This window comes from Streptomyces sp. NBC_00223 (genome assembly GCF_036199905.1).
Classification (GTDB): domain Bacteria; phylum Actinomycetota; class Actinomycetes; order Streptomycetales; family Streptomycetaceae; genus Actinacidiphila.
In genome coordinates, this window is sequence record NZ_CP108109.1 from 7,908,209 (window position 1) to 7,930,455 (window position 22,247).

Annotated in this window: 20 protein-coding genes and 1 pseudogene; 7 read left to right on the forward strand and 14 right to left on the reverse strand. The window is 72.3% G+C overall.

The window, feature by feature from the left end; translation table 11 throughout:
• Window positions 1-44 precede the first annotated feature (44 nt).
• The 12 genes from OHA30_RS33655 to OHA30_RS33710 all read right to left on the reverse strand — a co-directional run bounded on the left by OHA30_RS33655 (window position 45) and on the right by OHA30_RS33710 (window position 13,306).
• Complete coding sequence (locus tag OHA30_RS33655; protein WP_328917649.1) at window positions 45-974, reverse strand: 3-oxoacyl-[acyl-carrier-protein] synthase III C-terminal domain-containing protein; 930 nt, start codon at window positions 972-974, stop codon at window positions 45-47.
• Window positions 971-4,009: an AMP-binding protein gene (locus OHA30_RS33660; RefSeq protein WP_328917650.1), complete on the reverse strand. Its 3,039-nt coding sequence runs from the start codon at window positions 4,007-4,009 to the stop codon at window positions 971-973. Before OHA30_RS33660 ends, OHA30_RS33655 begins: the two co-directional genes overlap by 4 nt.
• Window positions 4,010-4,052: 43 nt before the next feature.
• Entirely contained in the window at window positions 4,053-5,024 is a 972-nt protein-coding gene (locus tag OHA30_RS33665) for an alpha-ketoacid dehydrogenase subunit beta (protein WP_328917651.1), read from the reverse strand.
• Window positions 5,024-6,001 (reverse strand): thiamine pyrophosphate-dependent dehydrogenase E1 component subunit alpha, encoded by a 978-nt coding sequence (locus OHA30_RS33670; RefSeq protein ID WP_328917652.1) that lies wholly within the window; start codon window positions 5,999-6,001, stop codon window positions 5,024-5,026. The genes OHA30_RS33665 and OHA30_RS33670 overlap by 1 nt, the downstream gene beginning before the upstream one ends.
• Window positions 5,994-6,929: a phytanoyl-CoA dioxygenase family protein gene (locus OHA30_RS33675; RefSeq protein WP_328917653.1), complete on the reverse strand. Its 936-nt coding sequence runs from the start codon at window positions 6,927-6,929 to the stop codon at window positions 5,994-5,996. Before OHA30_RS33675 ends, OHA30_RS33670 begins: the two co-directional genes overlap by 8 nt.
• Window positions 6,929-8,017: a 4-hydroxyphenylpyruvate dioxygenase gene (hppD, locus tag OHA30_RS33680; RefSeq protein WP_328917654.1), complete on the reverse strand. Its 1,089-nt coding sequence runs from the start codon at window positions 8,015-8,017 to the stop codon at window positions 6,929-6,931. The genes OHA30_RS33675 and hppD overlap by 1 nt, the downstream gene beginning before the upstream one ends.
• A gap of 30 nt (window positions 8,018-8,047) precedes the next feature.
• Window positions 8,048-9,334: a beta-ketoacyl-[acyl-carrier-protein] synthase family protein gene (locus OHA30_RS33685; RefSeq protein ID WP_328917655.1), complete on the reverse strand. Its 1,287-nt coding sequence runs from the start codon at window positions 9,332-9,334 to the stop codon at window positions 8,048-8,050.
• Entirely contained in the window at window positions 9,331-10,029 is a 699-nt protein-coding gene (locus tag OHA30_RS33690) for a hypothetical protein (protein ID WP_328917656.1), read from the reverse strand. The genes OHA30_RS33685 and OHA30_RS33690 overlap by 4 nt, the downstream gene beginning before the upstream one ends.
• Window positions 10,026-11,183 carry a beta-ketoacyl synthase N-terminal-like domain-containing protein gene (locus OHA30_RS33695; protein WP_328917657.1) on the reverse strand — a complete coding sequence of 386 codons (1,158 nt, stop codon included), beginning with the start codon at window positions 11,181-11,183 and terminating at the stop codon, window positions 10,026-10,028. The genes OHA30_RS33690 and OHA30_RS33695 overlap by 4 nt, the downstream gene beginning before the upstream one ends.
• Before the next feature lie 98 nt (window positions 11,184-11,281).
• Window positions 11,282-11,572: an acyl carrier protein gene (locus OHA30_RS33700; protein WP_328917658.1), complete on the reverse strand. Its 291-nt coding sequence runs from the start codon at window positions 11,570-11,572 to the stop codon at window positions 11,282-11,284.
• Between the two features lie 2 nt (window positions 11,573-11,574).
• Window positions 11,575-11,844, reverse strand: a complete 270-nt coding sequence (locus tag OHA30_RS33705; RefSeq protein WP_328917659.1) for an acyl carrier protein — start codon at window positions 11,842-11,844, stop codon at window positions 11,575-11,577.
• Entirely contained in the window at window positions 11,834-13,306 is a 1,473-nt protein-coding gene (locus OHA30_RS33710) for a class I adenylate-forming enzyme family protein (protein ID WP_328917660.1), read from the reverse strand. Before OHA30_RS33710 ends, OHA30_RS33705 begins: the two co-directional genes overlap by 11 nt.
• Window positions 13,307-13,802: 496 nt before the next feature.
• Between OHA30_RS33710 and OHA30_RS33715 the strand changes: the two genes are divergently transcribed.
• From OHA30_RS33715 to OHA30_RS33740, 6 genes are all read left to right on the forward strand, one after another.
• The gene (locus tag OHA30_RS33715) at window positions 13,803-14,711 is read left to right on the forward strand and encodes a methyltransferase domain-containing protein (protein ID WP_328917661.1); all 909 of its coding nucleotides are present in this window, start codon (window positions 13,803-13,805) and stop codon (window positions 14,709-14,711) included.
• Window positions 14,708-15,094 carry a hypothetical protein gene (locus OHA30_RS33720; RefSeq protein WP_328917662.1) on the forward strand — a complete coding sequence of 129 codons (387 nt, stop codon included), beginning with the start codon at window positions 14,708-14,710 and terminating at the stop codon, window positions 15,092-15,094. Before OHA30_RS33715 ends, OHA30_RS33720 begins: the two co-directional genes overlap by 4 nt.
• Window positions 15,094-16,248, forward strand: a complete 1,155-nt coding sequence (locus OHA30_RS33725) for a glycosyltransferase (RefSeq protein WP_328917663.1) — start codon at window positions 15,094-15,096, stop codon at window positions 16,246-16,248. The genes OHA30_RS33720 and OHA30_RS33725 overlap by 1 nt, the downstream gene beginning before the upstream one ends.
• Window positions 16,245-17,009, forward strand: coding sequence for an ABC transporter permease (locus OHA30_RS33730; RefSeq protein WP_328917664.1), 765 nt, complete (start codon window positions 16,245-16,247; stop codon window positions 17,007-17,009). The genes OHA30_RS33725 and OHA30_RS33730 overlap by 4 nt, the downstream gene beginning before the upstream one ends.
• Before the next feature lie 105 nt (window positions 17,010-17,114).
• Window positions 17,115-18,095: an ATP-binding cassette domain-containing protein gene (locus OHA30_RS33735; RefSeq protein ID WP_328917665.1), complete on the forward strand. Its 981-nt coding sequence runs from the start codon at window positions 17,115-17,117 to the stop codon at window positions 18,093-18,095.
• A gap of 2 nt (window positions 18,096-18,097) precedes the next feature.
• Window positions 18,098-19,096: an NAD-dependent epimerase/dehydratase family protein gene (locus OHA30_RS33740; protein ID WP_328917666.1), complete on the forward strand. Its 999-nt coding sequence runs from the start codon at window positions 18,098-18,100 to the stop codon at window positions 19,094-19,096.
• 66 nt (window positions 19,097-19,162) lie between these two features.
• Here the strand turns inward: OHA30_RS33740 and OHA30_RS33745 are convergent.
• Window positions 19,163-19,699 (reverse strand): annotated as a pseudogene (locus tag OHA30_RS33745) (DinB family protein); the annotation flags it as partial.
• A gap of 138 nt (window positions 19,700-19,837) precedes the next feature.
• Window positions 19,838-20,554: a histidine phosphatase family protein gene (locus OHA30_RS33750; protein ID WP_328917667.1), complete on the reverse strand. Its 717-nt coding sequence runs from the start codon at window positions 20,552-20,554 to the stop codon at window positions 19,838-19,840.
• Window positions 20,555-21,082: 528 nt separating this feature from the next.
• On the opposite strand from OHA30_RS33750, the gene OHA30_RS33755 reads away from it, so the two are divergent.
• Window positions 21,083-22,150, forward strand: coding sequence for an ABC transporter ATP-binding protein (locus OHA30_RS33755; RefSeq protein WP_328917668.1), 1,068 nt, complete (start codon window positions 21,083-21,085; stop codon window positions 22,148-22,150).
• Window positions 22,151-22,247: the final 97 nt, after the last annotated feature.

Genomic DNA, 22,247 nt, shown 5'->3' on the forward strand with positions numbered 1-22,247 from the left:
GTTCGTCGGAGTCGGAGAGGACCGTGCGGCCCCGGCCGCCCGTGTCAGTGCTCGAAGACCATGGCCGAGAAGGTGGCGCCGCGCCCGGCGCCCGCGGCGGCCATCACATAGGGCTCGCCCGGCCGCAGCAGCCCGCGCCGCAGCGCCGTGCCGTAGTTGATGAAGGTGTCCGCGCAGAAGACGTGCCCGGCGCTCGTCACGTTGTCCAGGACGACCCGCTCGCGGGGGTAGCCGAGCGTGCGGCAGACCTGGTGCCAGGCCACCCGGTTGACGTTGTGCGGAAGGATCAGGCCGATCGCGTCCGTCGTCAGCCCGGCCCGCGCGACGGCGGCCTGGATCGCCTCGGCCAGCGCGTCGGCGTACACCCGCTGGAACTCCAGGGCGACGTCCTCCGCGTCGGTGTCGAACTCACCGCGCAGATCGGTGGCGTAGGAGAGCAGCCGGTCGCGTTCCCCGGAGGCGGCGACCAGGCAGGCCGAGGCGCCCTCGCCGAAGAACGAGGTGCCCGGGACCAGTTGGGCCTCGCCGGTGAAGACCTTCTCCCCGGCCAGCACCAGCGCCAGGCTGCCGGGGTCGCCGTCTGCGTCGAGCAGCCGTCCCGCGGTCTCGACGGCCAGCAGCCCCGACGCGCAGGCGTGGTGGCCGACGGCGAAGACCGCCGCGTGGCCGAGCCCGATCTCCTCGCACAGCTCGCGCACCGGGCTGTGCGGGTGGGGCACGACCGTCGGGAAGGTCCGCGCGTGCAGCACGTAGCGGACCCGGTGCTCCCGCCCGCGCAGCGCGTCGAGACCGGCGACCGCGCCGCGCAGCAGGTCGAGCAGACCGCCGTGCGGGTCGCGGGCGACCTCGCCGAGCCGGTGGTAGCGGCGGAAGATCTTGACCTGCATCGCGGACAGCCCGAGCCGCTCGGCCGGCTCCTCGATCGGCACCCGGTCCGCCGGCAGATAGCCGGCCACCGCCATGAGCGCGGTCAACGGACCGGGTCCGCGGCCGAGGCCGGTTCCAGGGCCGCCCGGACGGCGATCTCCTCCATGCCCCTGGCCAGCGCCTCGGTGTCGGCGGGGGAGATGAAGTGGGTGTCCGCGTTGATCTCGATCCGCAGACTGCCCGGGGCGTCGTCGATGCTGACGAAGAGGCGCTCGGTCTGGACGTCCCGCCGGTCGGTCCAGGTGAAGGTGGTCTCGCCGAGTGCCTTCCGCAGCGACTCCGCCAGCTCCTCGCCGGAGAGCAACTGGTCTTCCTCCGGCGGCAGATGCGTGCTGCGGTCGTTGAAGAAGCAGTCGACGTTGATGTCCTCGCCGCGCTCCCGGGCGAACCGGTCGATCAGCTCCCGCAGCCGGCCCGGGTGGAAGTAGGCGTACTTGTAGGCGGACAGGGTGCCGCGCCCGGCCCGCTCGACCACCTGCTCGAAGGTGGCGTCCTGGACGTCGAGGACACAGACCCCGGCCTGGGCGACCATGCTCACCACGTCGGCCAGGGCGGGCCGGAAGCGGTTGCCGACGACGGGCCTGACCATCACGGGGCTGATCCCGGTGACCCGGTGCAACGCGGCCGCGTACAGGGCCATCAGCACGGTGGGGATCTCGCTGCCGGTCCGCGCGGCGATCACCGGCAGGGCCTCGGTCAGGGCCGGCGAGCGGAAGAGGCAGGTCCAGTGCCGCGGGCTGCGCGGGTCCGTCGGGCCGGGCAGCTGCCGGGCCGGGACCGTCCGGAGGATTCCCTCCCAGTGGCGCAGCACCCGCTCGTTCTGCCGCTGCCCGGCCGGCGTCCGCTGCCAGCGGGCCTGCTCCAGCTGCTGCATCCCGCTGACCGGCGTGGTCACACGGTCCTTGACCTCGCGCAGCATGAGCGCCCCGCCGAGAGCGTCGCTGACCAGGTGGTGCATGACGGTGACCAGGTGGGCGGGCCGGCCGTGGTGCCGTACGACGCCCATCCGGACCGGCCACTCGCCGGCGTAGTCGAACTCGACACGGCGGTACTCGGCCTCGACCGAGGCGGCGACCTCGCCGGGATCCTCGTCGTCCCCGGCGTCGTAGACCTCCAGGGCGATCGTGCCCGAGGCGAACAGCTCCTGGGTGGGGTCGCCCTCGCCGTGGAACCGCAGCCGGGTGCGCATCGAGGGGAAACGGGTCATCAGATAGCGCAGCTCCTCCGCCAGATCGGCGACGGTGGTGCCCGCGTCCAGCGGGGCCCGGCCGCCGATCGGCAGCGCGCTGCGCTGGCGCTGCATCGCGTACCAGATCTCCAGCATCCCCCAGGACATGTCGTCGGCGCCCTCGCCGTCCCCGGCGAAGTCGACCGGCACCCGCTCGGTGGCCTTGGGGGCAGGGAGGGGTTCGGCGGCCCGCGCCTGCGCGACCGGCTCGCAGTCCTGGCCGGACGTCCCGGTCTCCGCCATCAGGGCGCGGTGCCGCTGCCGCATCAGGAACTTGCGGACCTTGCCGGTGGGGCCGACGATCAGGTCGTCCTCGGAGATGACGACGACCTCGCGCAGCGTCGCCGCGGCGGCGTCGGTCAGCGCGGAGCGGACCGCCGCCGTACGGTCGGCGTCCGGGTCGGCCGTGGCGTGCGGGGCCAGCAGGACATCGGTGACCACCCGGCCGTCGACCTCCAGCGACACCACGGTGCAGTCGGCCACATCGGGGCAGGCCGCGAGGATGCGCTCCTCGGACATCGCGGTGTACAGCCATTCCCCGCCGAGGTCGACCGCGTCCACCGCCCGGTCGACATGGAAGTAGTAGCCCTCCTCGTCGCGGTACATCAGGTCACCGGTGAGGTAGTAGCCGCCCAGCCGATTGCGGTACGTGGCGCCCGAGTCGTTCCAGTAACCGGGGGCCAGCGTCGGCGCCTTCAGGCCGAGGTGGCCGACCTGGCCGACCGGGACCTCCCGGCCGGTGGCGGTGTCGAGCAGCGCGACGTCGGCGAAACCGTGCGGCACCCCGACGCAGCGCCCGTACCGCTCGGTGCCGGGGCTGTGGGTGATGTGGAAGGCGGAGTGGCCCATCTCGGTGGAGCCGAGGCCGTCGACGAAGCTGGAGCCCGGTGTCCGCCGGACCCCCTCGCGGGTGACCGTCTGCCGGGAGCCGGCCGCGACCAGGTGGCGGATGTGCGGCTCGTGCGCGCAGTCGCCGGTGTTGAACCACAGCGAGACCGAGTCCAGGTCACGGGCGCCCAGGTCCTCGCGGGCCAGCTGGGCCCAGGTGGCCGCGAAGCCGAAGACCCCCGTCGGCTTCCAGCGCTCGATGGCGTCGACCACGGCGGCGCCGTCGTTCTGGGTGGACAGGAACAGCAGGTCGCTGCGGAAGCACAGGGCCATGTTCAGCGCCGAGATGCCGGCGGCGTGCGCGGCGGGAAGCGCGCTGAGGATCCGCTCGGACCCCCGGCCGCGCGGCGCCGACAGCCGGAACAGCCGCATGGCCGCGAAGAGGCTGCCGTTCGAGTGGACCACCGCCGTGGGCATCCGGGTGGTGCCCGAGGAGTGGGTGATCGCGATCGGGTCGTCGGCGTGGTGACGGTACGCCGCCGGAGCCCGCTCGGGGTCCCCGGTGCCGACCTCCGCCGCGTCGGCGTGGACGGCCAGGCCGAGATCCTGGCCGGCCAGCCGCTCGCGGTGTGCCGCGTCGGTGACCAGGCCGACGCCGCGCAGCCGGCGGATGTACTCGGCGGCGATGTCGCCGGGGATGTACTGGTTCATGAGCGCGGGGATCGCGCCCAGCCAGGTCAGCGCCAGGAAGTTCAGCAGGCAGTCGGCCGAGCTGGACACGTACACGGCGACCGGGTCGCGCGGGCCGATGCCCCGCTCGTGCCACCAGGCCGCCCGGGCCGTCACCCGCTCGCGGAGTCGGCGAAGCGTCAGCTCCTCCCAGGCGGGCAGCCCGTCGACCGGGACATCGAAGGCGGCGCCCGGTCCGTCGGGGTCGGCCCCGTGCTCGAAGAGCTTGGGCAGGACGTTGCCCGCGCCGATTTCGGGGTCGGCGGCCAGCCTCGCCCTGATGTTGGTGCCGGTCACAGCTCTCCTCCGTGTGTCGCCTTGTCGTCCTGGGGGCGGACCGTCATCCCGCCCCGACCGCTTTCTCGACCGCCGCCCGCAGCTGGGCCCGGGTGGGCTGGCAGGCCAGGTCGAGTTCCCGGGCGAAGGGCAGCACGGCGCCGTCCGGCCGGGTGACACGCCGGGGCGGCGCCACCAGGCGCATCTCCTCGGCCGCCGTGGCGATGATCTCCGCGCCGATGCCGCACGACCGGTTGGAGTCGTCCACCACGACCAGGCGTCCGGTGCGCTCCAGCGAGGCGGCCAGCCCCGGCCAGTCGAAGGGGTGCAGCGAACGCGGGTCGAAGACCTCGACGGACACCGACCCGGCCAGCTCCTCGGCCACCGCCAGGGCGTCGTGGACCAGGTGCCCGACCGCCACGACCGTGACGTCCGTACCGCTGCGGTGGACCCGGCCCACCCCCAGCGGCACCGGGGCGAGTTCCGCGAAGTCCAGGTTCTCGCGGACGCCGAGGGCCCCCGACGGCGCGAAGACCACCACCGGGTCGTCGTCCCTGATCGCCGTCACCAGCAGCCCGTAGGCGTCCGACGCGGTGGCCGGCACCACGGTCTTCACCCCGACGTGCGCGAACAGGCTGTACGGGTGGTCGGAGTGCTGGCCCGCCCAGCTGTCCCGCGACCCCGAGCCCGGCAGCAGATACGTCACCGGCACCCGGGTCTGACCGCCGGTCATCAGCGAGAACTTGTGCGCCTGGTTGGCGATCTGCTCGAAGGCCAGGAAGAGCAGCGCCGGGATCTGGAACTCGATCAGCGGGCGCATCCCGGCCATCGCGGCGCCGGTGGCGAAGCTGGTGAACGCCTGCTCGGAGATGGGCGTGTCCAGCACCCGCTCGGGGCCGAACCGCCGCAGCAGACCGGCGGTGGCGTGCGTGACGGCCACCCCGACGTCCTCGCCGAGCACACAGACCGCCTGGTCGCGGTCCATCTCGTCGCCGATCGCGCGGTTGAGCGCCTTGAGATACGACAGGTTCGGCATCAGAGCGCCCCCGCCCTGGCACGCATCCCGGTGGCGTAGAGGTGGTCGAGGGCGGTCTCCGGGTCCGGGTGCGGGCCGGCCAGCGCGAACCGTACCGCCTCGTCGAGCAGTTCCGCGGTCTCCGCGTCGACCGCCGCCCGGGTCGCCGCGGGGATCCGGGCGCCCTGGACCTCCAGCGGGTCGCGGGCGCGGCCCTCGGCGACCTCTTCGTCCGTGCGGTAGCGGGGGCGCGCGGTGTGCTCCCAGGTGTGGTGGGCGTCGTAGCGGTAGGTGACGCACTCCAGCAGCGTCGGGCCCGCCCCGGCCCTGGCCCGCGCGACGGCCTCGGCGGTCGCCGCGAGCACCGCCTCGGGGTCCATCCCGTCCACGGCCGACGCGGGGATGCCGAACGCCTCCGCGCGCCCGAGGACCGAGCCGGCCATCGTCTGCTCGGGCCGCATCGAGGTGGCGAAGCCGTTGTTCTCGCACACCAGGACCACCGGCACCCGCCACAGCGCGGCCAGGTTGAAGGTCTCCAGGACCACGCCCTGGCTGACCGCGCCGTCGCCGAAGTAGGCCAGCGCCACCCGGTCCGAGCCCGCCCGGCGGAACGCCCAGGCCGCGCCCGTCGCGATCGGCACGGCCGCGCCGACGATGGCGTTCGCCCCGAGCACGCCCACCCCGAAGTCGGCCGCGTGCATCGAGCCGCCCCGGCCCCGGTTGAGCCCGGTGGTCCGGCCCGTCAGCTCGGCCATCGTCCGGGCCGGGTCGGCGCCCTTGGCCAGTACGTGGCCGTGCCCGCGGTGGGTGCTGGTGATCACGTCGTCGGGACGCAGCGCCGCGCAGGTCCCCGCGGCGACCGCCTCCTGACCGGTGCAGGGATGGATGCCGCCGCGGATCACACCGGTGCGGACCAGCTCGACCGCCCGTTCCTCGAACCCCCGGATCAGCGCGACGGTCCGGTACAGACCGACGGGGTCGGCCGCCCGGTCAGTCACGGCCGGCCGGCCGGTCCGCCCGCCAGAGCACGGGGCAGAACTCGGGGTCCGCGTAGTCCGGGCGGCCGTCCGGGAGCCGCCGGACCAGCACGTCGTGGTTGTACGCCGCCGATCCGCCGCCGCTGAGCGGGAACTCGCGGTACTCGTTGTCGCCGTCCTGGAGGTGGAACGAGATCGCCCGGCGCGGCCGGTCGCTGCGGTTGGCGCCGCTGCCGTGGTACGTCATGCAGTGGTGGAAGCTCATGTGCCCCTTGGGGATGAACAGCGGCACCTTGCGGATCTCGGTCCCGTTGTACGCGGCGTTCTCGGCCAGGACGCGTTCGAGGTCGTCCCGGTCGCGCTCGGCGAAGTGCTTGGTCATCGAGTCGTCGCGGCCGACCTCCTTCCACAGGTGGCTGCCGTCGACGACGGTGAGCGTGCCCATCTCCTCGCCGCAGTCGTGGAACGGGATGAACGCGGTCAGCATCCGCTCCGAGGTCGACGTGGCCCAGTAGTGCTTGTCGAAGTGCCAGGGCACGATGTTGCTCGGCTCGCCGACGACGGCCGGCTTGAGGATCAGCGTCGACTGGAACACCCGTATCTCGGCCGTCCCGGCCAGCCGGGCGGCCACCGCGCCGATCAGCGGCTTGCGCAGAATCCGGGCGATCGGGTCGCTCTCGTAGTGGACGTAGTCGTTGTGCCGCTGGACCGGTCCGTCCGAGGGCTGCCAGGCCGCGAGCTTCGGCGGACGCGCCGGCAGGGTACGGCTGCGCTCGCCGCCGTAGTACCCCTCACTGGCGGCGACCAGCTCGTCGACCTCCTCGTCGGCGAACAGCTTCTTCGACAGGTACCAGCCGTGCTCGGCGTAGAACGCGACCTCGTCGTCGTCCGGCAGGAGCGCGATTTCCTCTTCGGTGAGGGTGAACTGCTGGGTGGGCGTGGCGGTCATCAGTGTCCCGCCTCCGTGGTCTGGCGCACTGTGGAGAGTTCCCGTTCCTTGGCCTCGTAGAGGGCGGGGATGTTGCTGGTGCCGAAGGTCCGGGCGCCGTGACGCTCGATCAGCTCCCAGAAGAAGGTCCGCCGCACATGGAGGGACTTGGCGAAGATCTGGTACATCTGGCCCCAGTGGTCCCGGTCGACCAGGATTCCGCGCGGCCGCAGCCGGTCCACCGGCAGGTCGACGGAGCCCAGCCGCCCGTCCAGCGAGGCGTAGTAGGTGTCCGGGGTGAACGCGAAGCCGACACCGCGCTCGGCGAGCGTGTCGACGGCCGCGACGATGTCATGGCTGCTCAGGGCCAGGTGCTGGACACCGGCACCGCCGTGCCAGGACAGGAAGTCGTCGATCTGCCCGGGGGAGCGGCTCATGTCCGGCTGGATCAGCGTGAGCGTGGCCCCGCCGTCCGGACTCTGCACCACCTGGGAGAACATGCCCTGCTCGCCGACCTCGATGTACTCCTCGAAGATCAGCTCGAAGCCGAACGCCTTGCGGTAGAACTGCACGGTCGGGTCCAGCTCCCCGTGCTCCACGCAGACCGCCACATGGTCGATGGCCCGCAGCAGGTCCGGCTCCTTCGGCGGCGGCACGTCCAGCATCTCGATGGCGCCGGGCAGGAACTCCCCCTCGGTGCCGTGACGTTCCACCAGCCGGTGCACCACGTCGCCGAAGCCGGAGACCGTGGCCGTCACCACCGAGGCGCCGCCGCCCGAGTACGCCCGCGGCGGCTCGATCCCGGTCGCGCCGCCCGCCACCGAACCGGCGTACGCGGCAGCCGTGTTGTGGGTGCCGAGGGCGATCACGGCGACGCCGTCGCCGTGCCGGGCCACGTACTCCACGGCCGGATGGTCCGGCACCAGGCCCGAGGTCAGCAGCACCCGGCAGTCGCCCTGGCCCAGCAGCAGACTGCGCTGCCCGGGCAGACCCGTCTCCGGACCGCCCTGCCCGTATATTCGGAAGCCGAACGCGGAACACAGGACGAAAGCCGCCTGGCGCGCGTCACCCACGTAGAACTCGACATGATCGATGCCGAGGTAGTCCATTGCCGCTCCTATGTCGATGACTCGGTGCCGTCAGGCCGTACGGGACAGCCGGGTGCCCGGCAGGCCGTAGACGAGGCTGACGTTGTGACCGCCGAACCCGAACGAGTTCGACATCACGTGGCTGATCTCCGGGGCCGGGCGCGGGCTCTTGCGGATGTGGTCGAGATCGCAGGCCGGGTCCGGGTCGTCGAGGTTGTGGGTCGGCGGCAGCAGCCCGCGCCGCAGCGCCAGCACCGAGACCGCCGACTCCACGACCCCCGAGGCGCCGAGCATGTGCCCGGTGACCGCCTTGGTGGCGCTGACCGGCGGCGCCTGCTCCCCGAAGACCCGGCGGATCGCTACGGACTCGGCGAGGTCGCCGAGCTTGGTGCTGGTGCCGTGCGCGTTGATGTAGCCGATGTCCTCCGGCCCGATCCCGGAGTCGGCCAGGGCCCGGCGCATGCACGCCGCGGCGCCCTCGCCGTCGGGGTGCGGGGTCGTCGGATGGTGGGCGTCGTTGGTGGCTCCCCAGCCGAGCACACCGGCGTACCCGGCCGCGCCGCGCGCGTCCGCGTGCTCGGCGCGCTCCAGGACCAGGACACCGGCCCCCTCGCCCAGCACCAGCCCGTTGCGCCGGCGGTCGAAGGGTCGGCTGGCGCCCTCCGGGTCGTCGGCCCAGCCCCGGGCCAGCGCGCGGGCGTTGCCGAAGGTGTCGGCCAGCGTCGGGAACAGCGGGGCCTCGCTGCATCCGCAGACCACCACGTCGGCCTCGTCCGCGCGCAGCAGCCGCAGGCCCTCCCCGACGGACTGGGCGCCGGCCGCGCACGCGGTGCCGATCGACGAGCTGTAGCCGCGGATGCCGTGCCGGATGGCGACGCGGGCCGCGCCCATGTTGGGCAGCATCCCCGGCAGCAGATAGGGACTCACCCCCAGCCGGCCGCGCTGGGTCCTGGTGATGACCTGGGCCTCCAGGGTGGCCAGACCGCCGGTCCCGGACAGGATCACCCCGATCCGGTACGGGTCGACGTCGCGGCCCACCTCGATCCCGGCGTCGGCCAGCGCCTCCTCGGCGGCCCGCATCGCCATCACGATGTAGCGGTCCACCACCCGGGCCTCGGGCCCGGCGAGCACCGAGGCGGGGTCGATCGGCGGGGCGAAGGCGGCCACGTCGAGCGAGCCCTCCAGCGGGCCCCCGGCCGGCGGCCGGCCCAGCCCCGAACGGCCCTCGCACATCGCCGCCATGACCTCGGCGGCGCTGTTGCCCACGGGGGTCACCATGCCCATTCCGCTGATGACGACGTCCGCTCGTCCGGTGTTGCCTGGTCGCGCGTCGGTCACGGCTGTTCTCCCTCGTGGTCGTGCGGTCCTGAGCCGGGCCGGCTTCCTAAGTCCTGCGGTACGGGGCTCGCCGGCCCCGGCGCCCGCCCGGCGGGCGCGTCCATGTCCGTGTCTGTGTCTGTGTCCGTGTCCGGCGGACGGGCGGCCAGCAGGACGGCGGCGGCGCGGTCGGGCCCGCCGGCGGTGTGGGCCTGGTCGACCCGGATCAGCAGCGCCTCGTCGGCGTCGCCGTCCTCGATCAGCAGCGCCGCCACGTCCAGCCCGGAGTCGGTGTCGCCGACGCACACCACCGGCCCGGTCAGCCGCCACAGCGCGGCCACATGGCCGGCGACGGCGTTGGGCACCGCCTGGAAGAACAGCAGCGGGCCGGGCCGGCCGCCGCCGTCGGTGGTCTCGGCCACGTGCACCGCGCCCGCGAGATCGCCCAGCGCGCTGACCACGACCACGGCGGTGACCACGGGGTCCGCTGCCGCTTCGGACCCTGGCCGCCGTTCCAGGCAGCGCCGGGCCGTCTCGGCGGCGAGCGGGCTGAACGAGGACACCACGAACCCGGCGATCGGCGGGGGAACGCGGTCGGCCGCCGACTCCGGCCACGCCCCGGCGGCGAGCACCCGCAGCCCCGCGGCCCCGGCCCGCCCGGTCAGGGAGGTGTCGGGGACAAGGGCGGGCCGTACGCCCGCTGTCGTGGGGCTCACGGCGTACCGACCAGGAGCGCGGTGTTCGCCCCGCCGAAGGCGGTGGTCAGGCTCAGGCCGTACCCGGACGTGCTGTCCTGCGCCTGATCGAGGATCAGACGCAGCGGACAGCTCGGGTCGGGGCCGAGATAGCCCGCGTTGACCGGGAGCTTCCCGGCGCGCAGCGCGGCCATGGTGACGACCAGTTCGAGCAGGGCGCCGGCCTCAAGGGCCTGGCCGTGCACGGACTTGGTGGAGCTGACCGGTACGGTCGCGGCCGCGTCGCCGAGCGCCCGGTGCAGGGCGGCGGCCTCGGCCGTGTCGCTGACCGGGGTGCCCGACCCGTGGGCGTTGACGTAGCCGATCTCCCCGGGCCCGACCTGCCCTCGGTGCAGCGCGTCGCTGATCGCGCGGGCCAGTCCCTCGCCGTCGGGGCGCGGTTTGCAGACGTGGTGGGCGTCGCCCGCGCGCCCCCAGCCGGCCAGCCGGGCCAGCGGGCGGGCCCGCCGCTCCCGGGCCGCCGTGGCCGACTCGACCACGACGGCGACCACCGCGTCGCCCAGCAGCAGCCCGCTGCGCTCGGCGCTGAACGGCCGCACCCGCCCGTCACGGGCGAGCGCGCGTCCGGCGTCGAAGACGGCGAACTGGTCGGCCTCGACCAGATAGCCGGCCGCCACCACGATCCGGTCGGCCCGCCCCCGGGCGATCGCCGCGGCGGCGTCGGCCACCGCGGTGCTCCCCGCCACGCAGGCGGAGGTGTACACCCGCGCCGCGGGCGACAGCCCGCCGCGCCGGGCGACGGCGGCGGCGAACGCGTCCGCGCCGTGCGCGGGCCGCTCGGCCTCCGGCACGCGCGGCAGCTCCGGGTCGCCGTGCACCGCGAGATGCAGCGCCGTGCCGGCGCGCTGCGCGGCGGACAGGCCGGCCTGGTCGCAGGCCCGTCCGATCATCCGCGTCAACTCGTCGGTCAGCACGGGCGCGCCGGGATGCGCGGCGGCGTGCGCGACCCGCCGGCCGGAGACGTCGAAACGCCGTACCGGTGCGAAGGCCGGCCGGCCGTCGAGCGCCGCGGACAGCAGCGGCTCGACGCCCTCGCCGAACGCGCTGAGCACGGCGGCCCCGGTGACGACGACGGAGCCGGCTCCGCGGCGGGCCGCTGACACCATCCCTGTCATCTCGTCACCTCGTTCCGGATCGGTCGTGCGGGGTCGGGCCGTTCACCGGCCGGACCGGGCGGGCCCTGTCGTGCGGCAGGGCCCGGTGGACGCGGACTTCACACATGCGGGCCCTGTGCGTCCTGGCTCTGTGCGTCCGAGCCCTGTGTGTCCTGGCTCCGGGCGTCCGGGCCGGGGGCCTGTTCGCCGAGCACCTGGAGCACTCCGGTCACGGTGGTCATCCGGGCCAGGTCGTCGTCGTCCAGCTGACTGCCGTAGCGCTGTTCGATCTGGTGGACGAGCCAGGCCAGTTCCATCGAGTCGATGCCTTCGGGGACCTGCTCGGGGGAGCGGTCGCCGAAGGCGGCGAGTATCTCGACGACCTCGGCGCGCTCGGGTATGTTCGGCACGCTCACAGACCCGCGGCGGTCGCGGCCTCGATACGGGCGGCCACCGCCGCGCCGAACTCGCCGACCGTCATGGTGCCGAGCAGCTCGGCCTCGTCGTCCTCGAACCGCACGCCGAAGCGCTCCTCGACCCGGACGCCCAGTTCGGCCAGCGAGAGCGACTCCAGGTCGGCGCCGGCCGGACCGAGCGGGGTGTCGTCGTCGACTCCGGTGATGTCGTAGTTCATCTCGGACAGCGACGCGAGCACGAACGCTCGGATCTCCTCAGTGGACATCGCGGGGGTTCCCTTTCCGGTTGGGCTGTTCTTGAACGGACGTTCCCTGCGCCCCCTGGCCGGCGTCCCGCAGGACGGTCCGGTCACGGACGAGTTTTCCGGTGGCGGTACGCGGCAGCCGGTCCACGACGTGCAGCAGCCGGGGCCGCTTGTAGGCCGCCAGCCGCTCCGCGAGACGCTCGCCGACCCGCTCCGCGGTGCCCTGCTCGCGCAGCACCACGTACGCCTCGATCGACGTGCCGAAGACGACGACCGCGGCCTCCACCTCCGGCAGGGCGGCGAGCGTGTGCTCGACCTCGGTGAGGTCGACCTTGAGACCGCCGATCGACACCTGCGAGTCGAGCCGGCCCAGCACCCGGACCCGTCCGGTGTCCGGGTCGACGGTGCCGCCGTCCTTGGTGTGCAGCCAGCCGTCGGACCAGCGCGACGCGTCGTCGGAGCCGATGTACGGCGACTGCTCCATGGCGATCAGCAACTCGCCGCCGTCCTCCCGCAGCGTCATGCCGGGCGCCGGGGTCAGCTCGGGGCGGTGGGCGCCGAACAGGTCGGTGGCGATGACGCCGACCTCGGTCATCCCGTACATGCTGCCCAGCCGGATGCCGTAGTGGTCCGTGAAGGCGTCGTACACCTGCGCCCTGACCAGCTCCCCGCCCGTGGTCATGCCGGTGAGCTGCGGCAGCCGGGGCGGCTGCGCGACCCAGGTGAGCAGTTCGATGTGGAACGGCACGCCGAGCAGTGTGGTCGGCTCGGGGCCGGCGGCCACGGTGGACAGGATGCCCTCCCCGGTCGCCCGCCGCGGGAGCGCGAGCCGCACCCCGGCGTGCAGGCTGTACAGCAGACCGCCGACGAGGCCCAGGACATGGACCATCGAGGCCATCGAGACGATGCGCTCACCGGCCCTGGGCACCCCGTCGATCCGCGTGTACCGGCCGATCTCGGCGACCAGGTCGGCCGCCGTGCGCCCGATGATCTTCGAGGGGCCGGTCGAGCCGGAGCTGAGCTGCACGACCGCGTGCGGGGTACGGGCGGGACGGCCCGGATAGGTGCTGACGGTCTCCCGCAGGTCGTAGAACCCGCGTGCCGGGCCGGCGCCGATCGGCGGGGCCGTCACGACGACCTGGGGTTCGAGCCGGGTCAGCGCCCGGGCGGTCTCGAAGGGCGTGAGCCGGTGGTCGAGCAGCGCCGCCTGGGCGCCGATGCGCCACGCCGCCAGCATGTTGGCGACCAGGGCGAGCGAGGGGGCCAGGCACAGCGCGACCGATCCGCCCTGCCGCAGTCCGGCCGCCGCGAGTTCGGCCTGCCGCTCCCGTACCAGGCGGCGCAGCTCGTCCCTGCTGACGGGGGTGTCGAAGTACAGGCAGTGCTCGGCGCCGGCGCCGCGAAGGAGGACTTCGTCGACCCAGGAGGGGTCGAGCGGTGGTGGTCCCAGGCCCTTCGGCGGAGTTGTGGAGGCAGCCTTCATGAAGAACCGGAACCTCTTCCCCGAGTCTTGATCAAAAGAGCCAACTGAATTCTCACGCCGAACTTTCAACTCAGAATTGTTCCCTGTCAAGACCCGAGAACCGGCGGCTGAACTTCGCCGTCTCCGCGGGGGATCAACGGCTGCTGAACCGCTATATTCTTCGCGTTGACGAGGACACCCCCTGCCGCTAGCATGGCCGCCGCTTCGCCAACTGCCGTGACCCGGCAGCAAGTTGCCATCGCTCAACTGCTGAACTGCTGAACTTACTGAAACTACCTGCCGGTAATCCTCGTCCTCCTCCCGGCTTGGCGGTTCTCTTTTCGATACGGCTGTCCGTGCGGCCGGTTCTCCGCGTACTTTTCCGGTGGCCGGTTTCGTATCGGCACGTCCCATGTGGATTAGACCAATTTTGGGCGGGGCCAGTGCGGCCTGCCGGTTTCCATTCCTGCTGCCTTCGTATTACGCATTCATGCCAACTTCCGAGGATTGGCCATCAGTGGAACCAGGGATCGACTCCGGCCTGAACACGGCCGTGGAGCGCTACTACGACATCACCCTTGACCTGTACGAGGACCTGTGGGGCGAGCACGTCCACCACGGCTTCTGGGACCCCGGCGAGGTCCCGGGCGTGAACGGCGCGGACCGCCACGCCGCCACCGACCGGCTGGTCCACGAACTGGTCGCCTTCGCCGGCGTCCCCGCCGGATCGAAGGTCCTCGACGTGGGCTGCGGCATCGGCGGACCGGCCCTCCACCTCGCCGGGCCGCTGGGCTGCACGGTCGAGGGCGTCACGCTGAGCACCCTCCAGGCGGCCAGGGCCAATGAGAAGGCGCAGGCCGCGGGCGTCGCGGACCGCGCCCGCTTCCAGGTGCTCGACGGGCTCGCCACCGGTTTCCCGGACGAGTCGTTCGACGTGGTCTGGGCGCTGGAGAGCCTGATGCACATCGCGGACCGGCCGGCCTTCTTCGCCGAGGCGCTGCGCATGCTGCGCCCGGGCGGCATCCTGGCCGTGGGCACCTGGTCGGTGCGCGACGGCGAGCTGGACGAGGCCGAGCAGGACCTGGTCCGGCAGGTCCTCCTGCACCAGGTCATGCCCGACTTCTCGTCGCTGGAGGAGCACGAGCGGCTGGCCGGCGCGGCCGGCTTCGCCGACGTCTCCTTCGTGGACTGGAGCAAGGCCGTCGCCAACTCCTGGGACCCGACCTTCGCGCAGATCGAGCGGTTCGAGCGGGGCCGGGCCGTGATGCGGGACCTGGCCCGTGAGCGCGGTGTGGACGTCCTGGGGTTCTTCCACGCCGGCCCGCTGATGAAGAAGGGCTTCGACACCGGCGTCATCACCTACGGCGCGCTGCGGGCCGTGAAGCCCGGGGCCGCGCCGGGACAGCCCTCGGAAGACACCCCGTGACCACGGGCGCTGTCGCGTCGGGCGGTCCTGCGGTGTCGGACGGCACGGCCGCGTCGGGAGACGCGGCCGCGGCCGGCGACCCGGCGGCGTCCGGGCTGATCCGCCCGGTCGCCGAACTGCTGCGCGACATCGTCGGCGAGGACGCCGAATGGCTGGAAGTCGTCGGTCCCGACACCCGTGTCGACGGCGACCTCCTGGTGGAGAGCCATGAACTGGCCGCGTGGAGCCTGGCGCTGCGCGGACGGTACGGGGACGGGGTCGACCTCGTCGCGTACGTCGCCGGGCTGGACATCGACCAGATCATCGGCCTGACCGTCGCCGACGTGGCCGCGTACGTCGCGGCCCGCCGGGGCGCACCCGTACCGCCCGGGGACGGTGGCTGATGGGACGTTACCTCTTCGTCTCCCTGCCGCTGACGGGCCATGTGAACCCGCTGGCCGCCGTGTCGAAAGAGCTGGTCGGACGCGGGCACGACGTGGTGTGGGCGGGTTCGGAGTCGTTTCTGCGGCCGGTGCTCGGCCCCGACGCCGTGATCGAGCCCATCCCGCTGCGGGCGCACCGGGGCCAGGCGGACCGGGGCATGGCCGCGGCCAAGTCGCGGTGGGACGGCTACATCGTCCCGCACGCGAAGGTCACCCTGCCGGGCATCGAGCGCGCGGTCGCCGGCTTCCGGCCGGACGTCCTGGTGGTGGACCAGCACGCCGTCGCGGGCGCGCTGGCCGCGCACCGGGCCGGGCTGCCGTGGGCGAGCATGGCCCCGACCACGATGGAACTGACCCGCCCGTACCGGGCGCTGCCCAAGGTCGAGGCGTGGATCCACGACCGGATGGCCGCGATGTGGACCGCGGCGGGCCTGCCGGGAGAACCGCCGCACGACCTGCGGTTCTCGCCGCATCTGCTGATCGCCTTCACCGGCAGCGCGCTCACCGGCCCGCTGGACTGGCCGGAGAACGCCGTCCTGGTCGGCCCGGCGCTGGCCCCGCGTCCCGCGGACACCACCTTCCCCTGGGACTGGCTCGACCCGGCACGCCGTCATGTCCTGGTCAGCGTGGGCACGTTGTCGATGGACATCGCCAAGGAGTTCTACGCGCGGGTGACCGAGGCGCTGCGCCCGCTGGGGGACCGGCTCCAGGCCGTGGTGGTGGCGCCGGACGGTACGATCCCGGACCCGCCGGAGCATCTCCTGGTCCGCTCCCGGGTCCCGGTGCTCGAACTGCTGCCGCGGCTGGACGCGGTGGTCAGCCACGGCGGGCTGAACACGGTCTGCGAGACGCTGGCGCACGGTGTGCCGCTGGTGGTCGCGCCGATCAAGGGGGACCAGCCCATCAACGCCGCCCAGGTGGCGGCGGTCGGCGCCGGCCGCCGGGTCCGGTTCGCGAGCGTGCGGCCGGAGCCGCTGCGCGAGGACCTGCTGGCCGTGCTCGACGATCCGTCCTACCGCGCCGCGGCGCACCGCGTGCGCGAGTCCTTCGCGGCCGCGGGCGGCGCCGCGGCCGCGGCCCGGCACCTCGAAGGAATGGGAAACGCACAGAAGTGAAGACGCTCCGCGACATCTGGCTGGTGTTCCAGCGGCACATGCTGCTGATGATCAGGTCACCGCTGTCGATCGTGCTGGGTGTGGCCCAGCCGGTCGTGTATCTGGCGCTGTTCGCGCCACTGCTCAAACCCGCGCTGGCATCGATGGGCGCGGGTTCGATGACCGACGCCTACCGGATCTATGTACCCGGAATGCTGGTCGCCCTGGCACTCGGCGGCGGACTTTATGTGGGGTTCGGTCTTCTGGCCGAGTTGAGTTCCGGAGTTATTGAACGGGCCCGTGTGACTCCAGTGAGCAGAGTTGCGTTGCTCTTGGGGCGTGCGTTGCGGGATGTGATTACTCTGGTGATTCAGGCGGCAATCATTATCGTCCTGGCGATGCCGCTCGGACTGTTCGTCAGGGTCGAGGATCTGCTGCTCGCTTATGCGCTTCTGGCGCTCATCACCCTGAGCAGTTCGGCAATCTCGTACGGGATCGCGCTGAAGGTGAGCAATCCCAATGTGCTGGGCCAGGTGGTGAACAATCTGGCGCAGCCGCTGATGCTGCTGTCGGGGACGCTGCTGCCGCTGGCGCTGGCGCCGCTGTGGCTGCGGCGGGTGTCGGACTGGAATCCCTTCAGCTGGACGGTCGTGGGGATGCGCTCGCTGTTCGCGGGGCACGCGGGTGACGACGCGGTGTGGCAGAGCCTCGGGCTGATGGCGGGCGTCGCGTTGGTGGCCCTGGCGTGGTCGGCCCGGCTGTTTGCGCGGTCGGTCCGCTGACCCGGGGACCGGGGCCCGGTCCCCGGCTCCGCCCCGGGGGCCCGGCCCCGGCTCCCGCCCCACCCACCGGTCCTGCTCCGGCTTCTGATCCTGAACCTGAAATTCGTGACACGTGACAAGGACGTCCTGATGATCGAGACCAGCGGACTGCGGAAGTCCTTCCAGACGGGCCGGCGTCGCAAGGCCGCGTCTGTGGAGGCGGTGGCGGGCCTGGACCTGAGTGTGGCCGAGGGGGAGATCTTCGGATTCCTCGGCCCGAACGGTGCCGGGAAGACGACGACTTTGCGGATGCTCGCGACCCTGCTGCCGCCGGACGGCGGTGACGCCGTGATCGCGGGGGCGGACCTGCGCACCCAACAGGCCGCGGTACGGCGGAACATCGGGTACGTCGCCCAGGGCGGCGGTACCTGGGACGATGTGACGGCCCGCGAGGAACTGGTCATGCAGGCCCGGATGTACGGCCTCGGCAAGGTCGAGGCGCTGAGCCGGGCCACCCAGGCCCTGGACGCGTTCGATCTGACCGCCTACGCCGACCGCCACTGCCGTACGTACTCCGGCGGCCAGCGCCGGCGGGTCGACATCGCGCTGGGCGTCATCCACCGGCCCAAGGTCCTCTTCCTCGACGAGCCCACCTCGGGTCTTGACCCGCAGAGCCGTTCGCACATGTGGGACGAGATCCGCCGGCTGCGCGCCGAGGGCATGACCGTCTTCCTGACGACGCACTACCTCGACGAGGCCGACGCGCTGTGCGACCGGATCGCCATCATCGACGGCGGCGGGATCGTGGCGGAGGGCACCCCGGCCGAGCTGAAACGGTCCATCGCCGGAGAGGTCGTCACCGTCGGAGTGGCCGACGACGCGGAGAAGGCGGCCGGAGTGCTGGGCGAGCAGGACTGCGTACAGTCGGTGGAGATACGCGACGACGGAGATCTGCGGCTGTCGGTGGACGTGGGCGAGACGGCGATGCCGCGGATCATGCGGGCGCTGGCCGATGTGGGCATCGAGCTGTCGACCATCGAGCTGCACCGACCGACGCTGGACGACGTGTTCCTGACGAAGACCGGCCGCTCGCTGCGGGAGTCGTGACCATGACGCGCGGTGAGACGTCGAAGGAGACGGATATGGGCGAGGGCCGCAGAGTACGCCGCGCGGTGGTGACCGGTGGCGCCGGTTTCGTCGGGTCGCACTTGTGCGACCGGCTGCGGGAGGAGGGGGCGGAAGTCGTCTGCGTCGACAATCTGCTCACCGGCTCCGCCGACAACGTCGCCGGACGGTCCGACGATCCGGGGTTCGCACTGGACATCAGGGACGTCTCCGAGCCGTTCGACGTGCCGGGTCCGGTCGACCTGGTCCTGCATCTCGCGTCGCCGGCCTCGCCGCACGACTACGCGAGGCACCCGATCGAGACGCTCAGGGCGGGCGCGCACGGCACGTTCAACGCGCTGGACCTCGCGCACCGCAAGGGCGCGCGTTTCCTGCTCGCCTCGACCTCGGAGGTCTACGGCGACCCGCTGATCCACCCGCAGACCGAGTCGTACTGGGGCAACGTCAACCCGGTGGGCCCGCGCAGCCAGTACGACGAGGCCAAGCGGTACGCCGAGGCGCTGACCACGGCCTACCGCGACACCCTGGGCGTGGACACGGTCATCGTCCGGCTGTTCAACACCTACGGTCCGCGGATGCGGCCCAAGGACGGCCGGGCGATCCCGACGTTCATCACGCAGGCCCTCGCGGGGGAGCCGCTGACGGTGGCGGGGGACGGCGGGCAGACCAGGTCGATCTGCTACGTCGACGACACGGTCGGCGGGATTCTCGCCGCCGCCGCGGCCGACGGGGAGCGGGGGCCGTTCAACATCGGCAACCCGGTGGAGCTGAGTGTGCTGGACCTGGCGTGCCGGGTCCGTGATCTGTGCGGCTCGTCGTCGTCGGTCGCGTTCGTGGAGCGGCCGGTGGACGACCCGAGCCTGCGCAGGCCCGACATCGGGCGGGCGCGGTCGGTGCTGGGGTGGCAGCCGGTGGTGGACTTCGACAAGGGGCTGGCGCTGACGATCGACTGGTTCTCCCGCCTTCCGCAGACGACGGCCTGAGCCGGGGTTGTGGTCCGGGGACCGCGGTTCGGTCCGGGGCGCGCCATGCGCCCCGGCCGCCGCGGCCTCCTGCCACCAGGCCGGGTCGCCGGGGGCCGTGTTGGCGCTCCCGGGTCGCTGTCCCGTGGTCCCGTCGACGAGTTCACGGACGATGTCGGCATGCCCGGCGTGCCGCTGGGTCTCGGCGATCATGTGGAGGAGAATCCGGCGGAGTGGCAGCTCCGACCGAGGCCCCCACGGCACCCGGCCGACGGCGTCGAGGGGAAGCGACTCGATCGTCATGTCCGCGTGGGCGCACACCCGGCGATAGTCGTCGACGATCTGCTCACGCGTCTCGCCGGCGGTCGCCCACAGGTCGGTGTTCGGCTCGGCGGCCCCCGCGATCCAGAGCGGCGGTGCCTCGACCGGCCGGCCGAAGGTCTCGCCGAAATAGGCCGCTTCGGCGCCGGTCAGGTGCTTGACCAGCCCGAGCAGGTTGGTGCCCGTCGGCGTCATGGGCCGGCGGACGTCGTACTCCGACAAGCCCTCCAGCTTCCACACCAGCGCGTCACGGGCATCTTGCAGGTAGAGACGGAGATCCGCCTTCGCGTCTGATTCGGTCATCGAACCAGTGTCCCGATCACATGATCACTGTCCACCGCTTTTCTTCACGGCAAAAGGCCCGTAACCCCGACAGACCCGACCCCGGAACCTCCTGACGCCCCCTGCGGGCACTCCTACCCCGCCGGGCGGTGTCGTTGCTCAGGGTGCCGGTGGTTCCTCGTCTTCGAGGTGATCGGTGGCGCCGAGTGCGGTCAGGCGCATACGGGTTCCGTCGCCGTCCCATTGTGAGAGGGAGGCGTTGCGCACGGGGGTGAGGCCGACCGGCGGAGCGCCGATACCGGCCAGGACCTGCTGCACGGCTGCCACGACCGCGTCGTGGGCGATGATCATGACGTGCTCGCCGGTGGCGTCGACGCGCAGTTCGTTGAGGAAGTCCCGGACCCGCAGGACCACATCGGCCAGGGATTCCCCGCCCGGCGGGCGGTAGAACCACTCCCCGACGCGTTCTCGGCGAGCGGACTCGGCCGCGTGGCGCTCACCGATCGCCGCCGGCGTCAGCAGTTCCAGCACCCCCATCTCCCGGTCACGCAGCCGTTCGTCGACGAGCGGGGAGGGAAGCCCCGTCCCTGATTCGCGCGCCGTTGCCGCCATGGCGTCCCAGGTCCGCACTGCCCTCAGATAGGGCGAGCAGATGACGTGTGCCGGGTGGTCCGCGGGGTCCAGGCGGGCCAGCCACCGTCCCGCGGCCCGCGCCTGACGCAGTCCCAGCTCCGAGAGCGGCACACTCCTGTCCGTCTCCTCCGCCACGGCCAGTGCCGGGTCTCCGCTCTCCGCGGCCAGCGCGAACAGCGCGTTCGCGGTGCTCTGCCCGTGACGGACGACCGTGAGCCGGGCGAGGCCGCACGGAAAGTCCACGACCGTACCCCCTTCCCCTGACCCACCGGACTCTAGCCGGAAGCGGGACGGGTTGCGGGAGGCGGCCCGCGCTGTCGTCGCGGTCACTTCGGGTCGCGGCTGAATGCCGAGGCCGACCCAAAATGAAACCGCTGTGCGGAACGGCACTTCCCGGACGGACGGACGAACGGACGGGCGTCGGGTGCCGGCCGGTGCCACCACCCTCGCGGCGTGGGCGGTTATCGGCCAGTGGCGTCACCCTAGCCCTCGCCGTCCCGAATGCCCAGGTCGCCGCCCCGCATGGGGGGAAATGCCCTGGTAGGCATGGATCCGACCCCGCCAGGCGCAGACGTCGCCCCGAGATTCCCGGCGTCATCGACATCCCTTTCATCCGTAAATCTTCCGATTTCAGGGGTAGGTGACGCCGTCCATCGGGCCGTCCGTCACAGAAATTTCCGGCGGACTGTTGACCGGATTCTTTCCACTCACTAGCGTCCTTGCCACCCCAGTGGAAGCCAAGTTCCAATGAATGGAAGTTCAGGTGACGCTGTGAACCCGGACGATCCGTCGGTTCTCGACGCACAGCTGACCGATGTCAGTAAGACCTACCCGGGCGGCGAGACCGCCGTGACCGGTATGAACCTCGGTGTCAGGCGTGGTGAGTTCTTCTCGCTCCTCGGGCCGTCGGGCTGCGGCAAGTCCACGACGCTGCGGATGCTCGCCGGTCTGGAGCACCCCACCACCGGCACCGTCGCCATCGCCGGCAAGGACATGACGGGTGTGCCGCCCAACAAGCGGCCGACCAACCTGATCTTTCAGAAACTGGCGCTGTTCCCGCACCTCACGGTGGCCGAGAACATCGCGTTCGGCCCGAAGACCCGTCACCTGTCACGGGCCGAGATCCGAGCGGCCGTCACCGACATGCTCGACCTGGTGGAGCTCGCGGGCTACGCCGACCGCAAGCCGGCGCAGCTGTCCGGCGGCCAGCAGCAGCGGGTGGCGATCGCCCGGGCCCTGGCCAACAAGCCGGCCGTACTGCTGCTCGACGAGCCGCTGGGAGCGCTGGACCTGCGGCTGCGGGTGCAGATGCAGCGCGCGCTGAAGAAGATCCAGCAGGAGTCCGGGACCACCTTCGTCTTCGTCACCCACGACCAGACCGAGGCGTTCACCATCTCCGACCGGATCGCCCTGATGAACCGGGGCCGGGTCGAACAGGTCGGCCGGCCCGACGAGTTGTACGACCGCCCGGCCACGGAGTTCGTCGCCACCTTCCTCGGGGACACGAACATCATCCGCGGCTCCGTCAGCGACCGTGTCCTGCGGGCGGACGGATTCAGCTGCCGTACCCCGGGGCCGGGCACGGCACTGTCCGTCAGGCCGGAGGCCATCGCCCTGCGGCACCGGCTGACGACCGGCTTCGACAACCGCTTCACCGCCCGCGTGACCGACCTGACCTTCCAGGGGCCGAGCATCCGCTTCCAGGTGGCGGTGGCGGACGCCGGACCGGAGCTGGTCGTCCAGCTCCCCGCCAAGGAGGCACGGGGGATCGCCGCGGGGGACGAGGTCGAGATCGGCTGGCCGACCGACGCCGCCGTCATGCTCGGCGCGGACAGCTAGCGCCGTGACCGGAAAGGTTCACCGCTTCGCGACGCCCTGCACGGCACCTCGCTGCGTTGTCGAAGTCGCCCGAGTACGCCCAGTACGAGGGTGATTC

Bases quoted from the DNA above. Each gene is read 5' to 3' on its own strand.
- OHA30_RS33695 (WP_328917657.1), bottom strand. From the start codon at position 11,183: ATGACAGGGATGGTGTCAGCGGCCCGCCGCGGAGCCGGCTCCGTCGTC.
- OHA30_RS33705 (WP_328917659.1), bottom strand. From the start codon at position 11,844: ATGTCCACTGAGGAGATCCGAGCGTTCGTGCTCGCGTCGCTGTCCGAG.
- OHA30_RS33675 (WP_328917653.1), bottom strand. From the start codon at position 6,929: ATGACCGCCACGCCCACCCAGCAGTTCACCCTCACCGAAGAGGAAATC.
- hppD (WP_328917654.1), bottom strand. From the start codon at position 8,017: ATGGACTACCTCGGCATCGATCATGTCGAGTTCTACGTGGGTGACGCG.
- OHA30_RS33665 (WP_328917651.1), bottom strand. From the start codon at position 5,024: ATGCCGAACCTGTCGTATCTCAAGGCGCTCAACCGCGCGATCGGCGAC.
- OHA30_RS33740 (WP_328917666.1), top strand. From the start codon at position 18,098: ATGACGCGCGGTGAGACGTCGAAGGAGACGGATATGGGCGAGGGCCGC.
- OHA30_RS33710 (WP_328917660.1), bottom strand. From the start codon at position 13,306: ATGAAGGCTGCCTCCACAACTCCGCCGAAGGGCCTGGGACCACCACCG.
- OHA30_RS33725 (WP_328917663.1), top strand. From the start codon at position 15,094: ATGGGACGTTACCTCTTCGTCTCCCTGCCGCTGACGGGCCATGTGAAC.